The organism is Metabacillus sp. YM-086 (genome assembly GCF_048059995.1).
Classification (GTDB): domain Bacteria; phylum Bacillota; class Bacilli; order Bacillales; family Bacillaceae; genus Metabacillus; species Metabacillus litoralis_B.
Map to the genome: position 1 here is coordinate 1 of NZ_JBLUOI010000143.1, position 5,857 is coordinate 5,857.

Annotated in this window: 6 protein-coding genes; 4 read left to right on the plus strand and 2 right to left on the minus strand. The window is 30.9% G+C overall.

Annotation, left to right across the window (positions count from 1 at the left end):
* The first annotated feature begins 315 nt into the window (after nt 1-315).
* Together ACEWK1_RS27140 and ACEWK1_RS27145 are read left to right on the plus strand one after the other, a co-directional pair.
* Nucleotides 316-1,536 (plus strand): erythromycin esterase family protein, encoded by a 1,221-nt coding sequence (locus ACEWK1_RS27140; RefSeq protein ID WP_212138760.1) that lies wholly within the window; start codon nt 316-318, stop codon nt 1,534-1,536.
* A 122-nt stretch (nt 1,537-1,658) separates the two neighbouring features.
* A complete protein-coding gene (locus tag ACEWK1_RS27145; protein ID WP_212138761.1) occupies nt 1,659-2,624 on the plus strand; it encodes a quinone oxidoreductase family protein in 966 nt (321 codons plus the stop codon).
* Nucleotides 2,625-2,814: 190 nt separating this feature from the next.
* Here ACEWK1_RS27145 and ACEWK1_RS27150 read toward each other — a convergent pair whose 3' ends face one another.
* Nucleotides 2,815-3,228, minus strand: coding sequence for a hypothetical protein (locus tag ACEWK1_RS27150; protein ID WP_212138762.1), 414 nt, complete (start codon nt 3,226-3,228; stop codon nt 2,815-2,817).
* Nucleotides 3,225-3,665, minus strand: a complete 441-nt coding sequence (locus ACEWK1_RS27155; RefSeq protein WP_212138763.1) for a LytTR family DNA-binding domain-containing protein — start codon at nt 3,663-3,665, stop codon at nt 3,225-3,227. Before ACEWK1_RS27155 ends, ACEWK1_RS27150 begins: the two co-directional genes overlap by 4 nt.
* 253 nt (nt 3,666-3,918) lie before the next feature.
* Here ACEWK1_RS27155 and map point away from each other — a divergent pair, with 253 nt between their 5' ends.
* Both map and ACEWK1_RS27165 read left to right on the plus strand, forming a co-directional pair.
* Nucleotides 3,919-4,659: a type I methionyl aminopeptidase gene (gene map, locus ACEWK1_RS27160; RefSeq protein ID WP_212138764.1), complete on the plus strand. Its 741-nt coding sequence runs from the start codon at nt 3,919-3,921 to the stop codon at nt 4,657-4,659.
* Nucleotides 4,660-4,968: 309 nt separating this feature from the next.
* Nucleotides 4,969-5,625: a VanZ family protein gene (locus tag ACEWK1_RS27165; protein WP_212138765.1), complete on the plus strand. Its 657-nt coding sequence runs from the start codon at nt 4,969-4,971 to the stop codon at nt 5,623-5,625.
* The last annotated feature ends 232 nt before the right edge of the window (nt 5,626-5,857 follow it).

Sequence of the window (5,857 nt, forward strand, 5' to 3'; positions counted from 1 at the left end):
TACTTTTTCTAAGTCTCGTTTTAACATAAATTTACAGTTGGAAGACTAACAATTTATTCAATAACGTAGCACAAATAAATTAAATCACACCCAATTCAAAAATAATGGAAAATGATGGTAGGAATTGTGATGAAGTAATAGATGAGTATGTAAAAAGACTGGATCGTTAAATTAAGCTTTTGAGAATAGTTAGAACCTTTATCTTTATCACTTTAAGTTATAAACAAAGATAATAGAATACAATAATTTAGGTGAGTTATAGTAAATTTCAAGTGTACTAAACAATGCAGTAATTTTAAAATGGGGAAGTAAATGATGAATTTTATCAGAGAAAATACGAGAAGTCGTTGGAAAGAACAAATTAAAAGAACTGCTTTTGAAATAAACACAAATAATGACTTTTCATTTATAGACCGCTTTATAAAAGATAAGCGAATTATTCTTCTTGGTGAAAATTCACACGGAATAGCGGACTATTTCACAATCAAAAATGATGTAATCCGTTATTTACATCAATATCACGGGTTTAACGTTGTTGTACTTGAAAGCGGACTTTTAGAAGCAGCTCTGTGCAAACAATTTTTAAGCGACGAATCCCCTGAGAAACGAATCCAAAGTAGCTTATTGGATATTTACCATAATGAAGAAATGAAACCACTGTTTTCTGAGGAATGGGCTCAATCTATAAAACTAAGTGGAATGGATCCCCAGCCTACTTATCCTTTAACATCTAAACATATGTTAGATTGGATAAAAATTAATACGGATTATGAGCTATATGAATCAATCAGAAGAGTTGAAGAACAATATTTTGAATTGGACTCTGAAATGTTGGTAAAGGTAACAAAACCTTTAAAAAAGAGAATGAAGGCTGTTATTCAAGAATATGAAGGTGTATTAAAATTAATAGATATCAAACTTAAAAACTGCACGAATCACGAAAAACAAAGGATGCTTCTATTAATTCAACAGGGGATGCAAAATAGGTTGCAATGGTTACAGGTGAATTTAAAAGGTTATCTTTCCTCTGGAATTCAAAGAGGATTTAATATGTTTCAGAATTTAGAATGGCTTATGAATCACTACTATAAAAATGAGAAAATCATTGTATGGGCTCACAATTTTCATATACGAAAAAAACGCCCCCTGACTGCAAAATTATTAGGAATTAAATCTGTTGGGTATTGGCTGCAAAGAAAGTACCCTGAAGACTTTTATGCAATTGGTCTTTATGCTGGGAGTGGTGAATTTGCAACACAATTACGTGTTGAATTAGAGATAGATAGTATGAAAAAAAATCATTATCATCATTTAGAGTCATTACTTTATGAAACATCAGAATCAGACTTATTTCTTCCATTGAATTTACAATGTCAAAGCACCGATAGAAAAATGTGGTTCAATAGAAAATGGAGGTTATTGGAATCTGGATTTTTGGGTCTTTCTCCAATGGTTATTTTTCCACAATATCACTATGATGCAATAATTTTTATTCGGGAAGTGACCTCTCCAAATTATTTAAAGCGGTTTGAATAATAGGAGAAATGTTAATTGATCTTTTACAAACGGTACTAATAAAACAACAGATCATAGTTACTGCACTGTAGATACTTAGAGTAAGATCGTTCATTAAAGGTAAAATACTAGGGGGATTAAAAATGAAAGCTATCATTCAAAGTGAATTTGGTCATGCAGATGTACTTTCATATTCGGAAATTGAAATACCTAAAATTGGAGATGCAGAATGTTTAATAAAAGTAGCATATACAAGTGTGAATTATGCCGATATTAAAAAAAGAATTGGAAATAAAGGAAAAGGAAATTTCCCTTTAATATTGGGTTTAGATACTGCAGGGACAATTGTAGAGGTTGCTCCGGATTCACCTTTTTCAATAGGAGATCGTGTTATTGCTTTTCCAAAAGGTGGTTCATATGCAGAATATGTGAGTGCAAATGAAAAATTAGTGTTTAAAATTCCTGACACTCTTTCTTTTGAACAGGCTGCTGCAATGCCGACTGTATCAATCTTATCGTATATGCTTTTACATGAAATTGGACAAGTGAAAAAAACAGACACCATTGTGATACATAGTGCTGCTGGTGGAGTAGGTTCGATGCTTGTGCAATTAGCTAGATTATCAGGTGTACAGCATATTATTGGGACAGTTGGTAAGAAAGACAAAGAAAATTATGTAAAGAAATTAGGGGCTAGTATTGTTTGTACTTATGAAACATTTGTAGAGGAAGTATTTAAGATAACAAATAATCAAGGTGCAAACATTATCTTTGATTCGGTCGCTGGTGATGTTACAAGCAAGAGCTTAGATTGCTTAGCATTATATGGCACTTTAGTGCAATTTGGAAATAGTAGTGGGAAAACAGGTCTTATTAAAACAAGTGATGTTCACAGTAGTTGTCGAAATATTAAAGGATTTAGCTTAGGTACAACGAGAAAACATAATCCATTACGATTGGCACCAGTTGCAGAAAAAGTAATAGAACTATTTAATTCAAAACAGCTTTCACTCCCGATAGCAGAAATATTTCATTTAAAAGATGCAGCCGCAGCACATAAATTAATTGAAAGCCGTAATTATGAAGGGAAAGTTTTACTTAAATTTTAATGATTAAGAGAATCTTCCTAGTAAACTTCTTTTCCTAACTGGTCCGTTAGTTTACAAAGGATTTTAAGGTTGAATGCATAGGATTACGTTGTTCCCCGAAGTGATAGGAAAATTAGACAGAATTCATCGTAAAAGATGAATTCTGTCTGAGATTGTTTATAGAAATGATGATTGAAAAAGGAAGATTAGATTATTTTTTTGAAAATTTATTCAGAGTGTTGGCTAATTTTTTATTCTGGTATTTTGAATAGAAATAAAATGCAATAATATGTCCTACTAAGGTTAATAGAATAAATAATACTGTATATCCTTTTATTAAATGAAACATGTCTGTTGAAAATAAATATACAGCTAATAAACTACCAAATGAATTTATTAATGTACTCAAGATAATATTCGTTTGTGCCTTAAAAGTTGCATACCCCCATAAATAAGGATAAATAATACCGAATATTATTCCTGAAATCACACCTATCGAAATTAAATTCCACACATAATGAAATGGTATATCCAGACCTTGATATACGATCGTACTTAATAAAAACACCCATAAAATACTTCCTAATGCTGTTTGGGTAAAACTTTGTCTTAAATGAGTTATCATGCTAATCTCTCCTTTATCAATTTTGCATAATGCCTACTAACTAAATATTTTTTATTGCTTTTTGTAAATACCTCTAATCTTGCAAAGTCACCAGACCTAAAAGATGTAACTTGAGAGAGGTTTAAAATAGTTGAATTGTTTATTCTATAAAGTCCATTTGCCTCTAATGCTTGTAACTCTTTTAGTCGCTTCTGTAGCAGATATTCTTCATTATTAACTAAAGCTAGTTTAGATAAGTGTCCTAGAGAGTGAATCACTTCAACTTGTTGAATATCTATAGTAAGTTTTCTATGGTTCTTAGGATTCTGAACATGTAAAGTGGTGTTTGAACTTAATCCATCTTTAAGTGAAAATAGCTTCTCTTTATTAACTGGATTTGCTATAATCTCAACTTCATCAATGGCACGTTCCTTATCCCAAATAAAGTTTAATTTCATATTTGCCTCCTTTCTAATTACAAGAATAACAATCATATGATGTAATGGATATATTTTCTTGTTTTGTTACAAAAAAACTACTTTTGTTGCATACAGATGTTGGTTGTACATCTTTAAAATGTTTGTATTCTTTAAGCAGGAGCTTACTAATTAAGTAAGGGGTAATTTAAGTGTGTACCTGTCATATTCAGCAAAGCACACGTTTTATGCTAGAATTTAACTGAAATACTAATCAAAAAAGTGAGGATATACGATGATTGCAAAAACTGAAGAAGATTTTAATGGTTTGAAGGAAATTGGCAAAATTATAGCCTCTATTAGAGATGAGTTGGTGAAAAGAACTATTCCTGGAATAACGACTAAAGAACTTGATGATATTGCCGGAGAGCTTTTTAAGAAAGAAGGCGCAGTTTCAGGTCCAAAAAGTGAATATAATTTTCCTGGCTATACTTGTATTAGTGTTAATGAAGAAGTAGCACATGGTATTCCGGGGCATCTGGTAATACGTGAAGGGGATCTAGTAAATGTAGATGTTTCAGGTTCAAAGAACGGTTACTTCGCAGATACAGGAATCTCGTTTGTAGTAGGCGAAGGAGAAGAAATGTTAACGAAAATATGCGACGTTGCTAAAGAAGCATTTAAAGCAGGTCTTAAAAAAGCAAAACCTGGTTCCAAAAAAAGTGGAATCGGAAAAGCGGTATTCCAAAAAGCAAAACAACATGAATTAACTGTTATCAAAAATCTTACAGGACATGGTGTTGGACGTAAAATACACGAAGCACCTGAACATATTTATAACTATAATGATCCATGGGATGATGAATTGTTAAAGGAAGGGATGGTTATCGCATTCGAACCATTCATCTCAACCTTTGAAGAAGAAGTATTCCAAAAAGAAGACGGCTGGACCTATGCTACAGAAAAAAGCTATGTAGCTCAATTGGAACATACGATCATCCTTACTAAAAATGGTCCAATCATTGTCACACTATAATTCAAGCATACGTGAAATAGAAAATAGAAGGTGATTTCTTAGTGTGGCTTTAATTCAATATGTTGATTTAAAATAAAGTCTGATAATTTGTAAAAAAGTTCGATAATTTAAAACAAAGTTTGATTGTAATTCCTGTATTGATATGCAGGATTTTTTTATTCCGCAATCAGGCCAGATTGTTGAATAAGGTGTATAGCATAATATTGATTGTGAAGAATTGCACTTAAATTAATGTAAGCAGGTTAGCTCAATAATAATATATGGTAAAATAAGGATAAATGTATAATTAAGAAATAAGGAGGGTGAAAATTGTATTTCATAAATGGTAGTTTATTTATTATGATTGGAATTATATTTTATATGGTTGGACGAGGAATTTTACTTGGTATTAAATATAAAAAACAAAAACAAGTGTATTGGTTAAAAGAGATAATAACGTTTCTTTTTATATTGTACATCTGTATGGTTGTTTCTGTGACTTTATTTCCATTCCCAATAGGGTTTAATTCTAATTTTGAAAATGTTTTTCGTTCCATAAATGTTATACCCCTTAAAACAATTATTGATAATATTAGTCAAATAGGTATTGCTTATGATGGTGATGTTCAATTTATGATTGGACTTATTGCAAAAAATGTAGGAGGCAATATCTTATTACTAATGCCTCTAGGGTTTTTAGCACCAATGTTATGGGTTAAATCTAAGCAATTAAAAAGTATTATGTTGTTAGGTTTTGTTGTATCAATCAGCATTGAATTTGTTCAGTTTTTAGAGTCGCTAGCAGGAGGATGGGGACGAATTACGGATATTGATGACGTAATTTGTAATGTATTAGGTGTTATTATTGGATACCTTATTTATAAATTGATTTTTAAAATAGTTGATAAATATCAAATAAAAATATTACAAAAATTGAATTCTGGAAATTCGGGACTGATTGATAACGATAACAGAGTTAAATTATAGTTTTTATTGAACTAACTAAGCGTTAGTTCAACAAGAAAATAACGATCTTCAACAATCTTGAAGCGCTTTAGTTGAACTAAACATTAAAAAAACCGATAGCTTGGATTTTATTATTATCCAAGCTTTTTTGTATGCTATTATTAATGCTATTTATGGTGTTGAACCTATCTATTTCCGTAGAATCTGTTATTTTGGATTTTCCTAGCAGTATCGGAACTACCAAATTAAATAG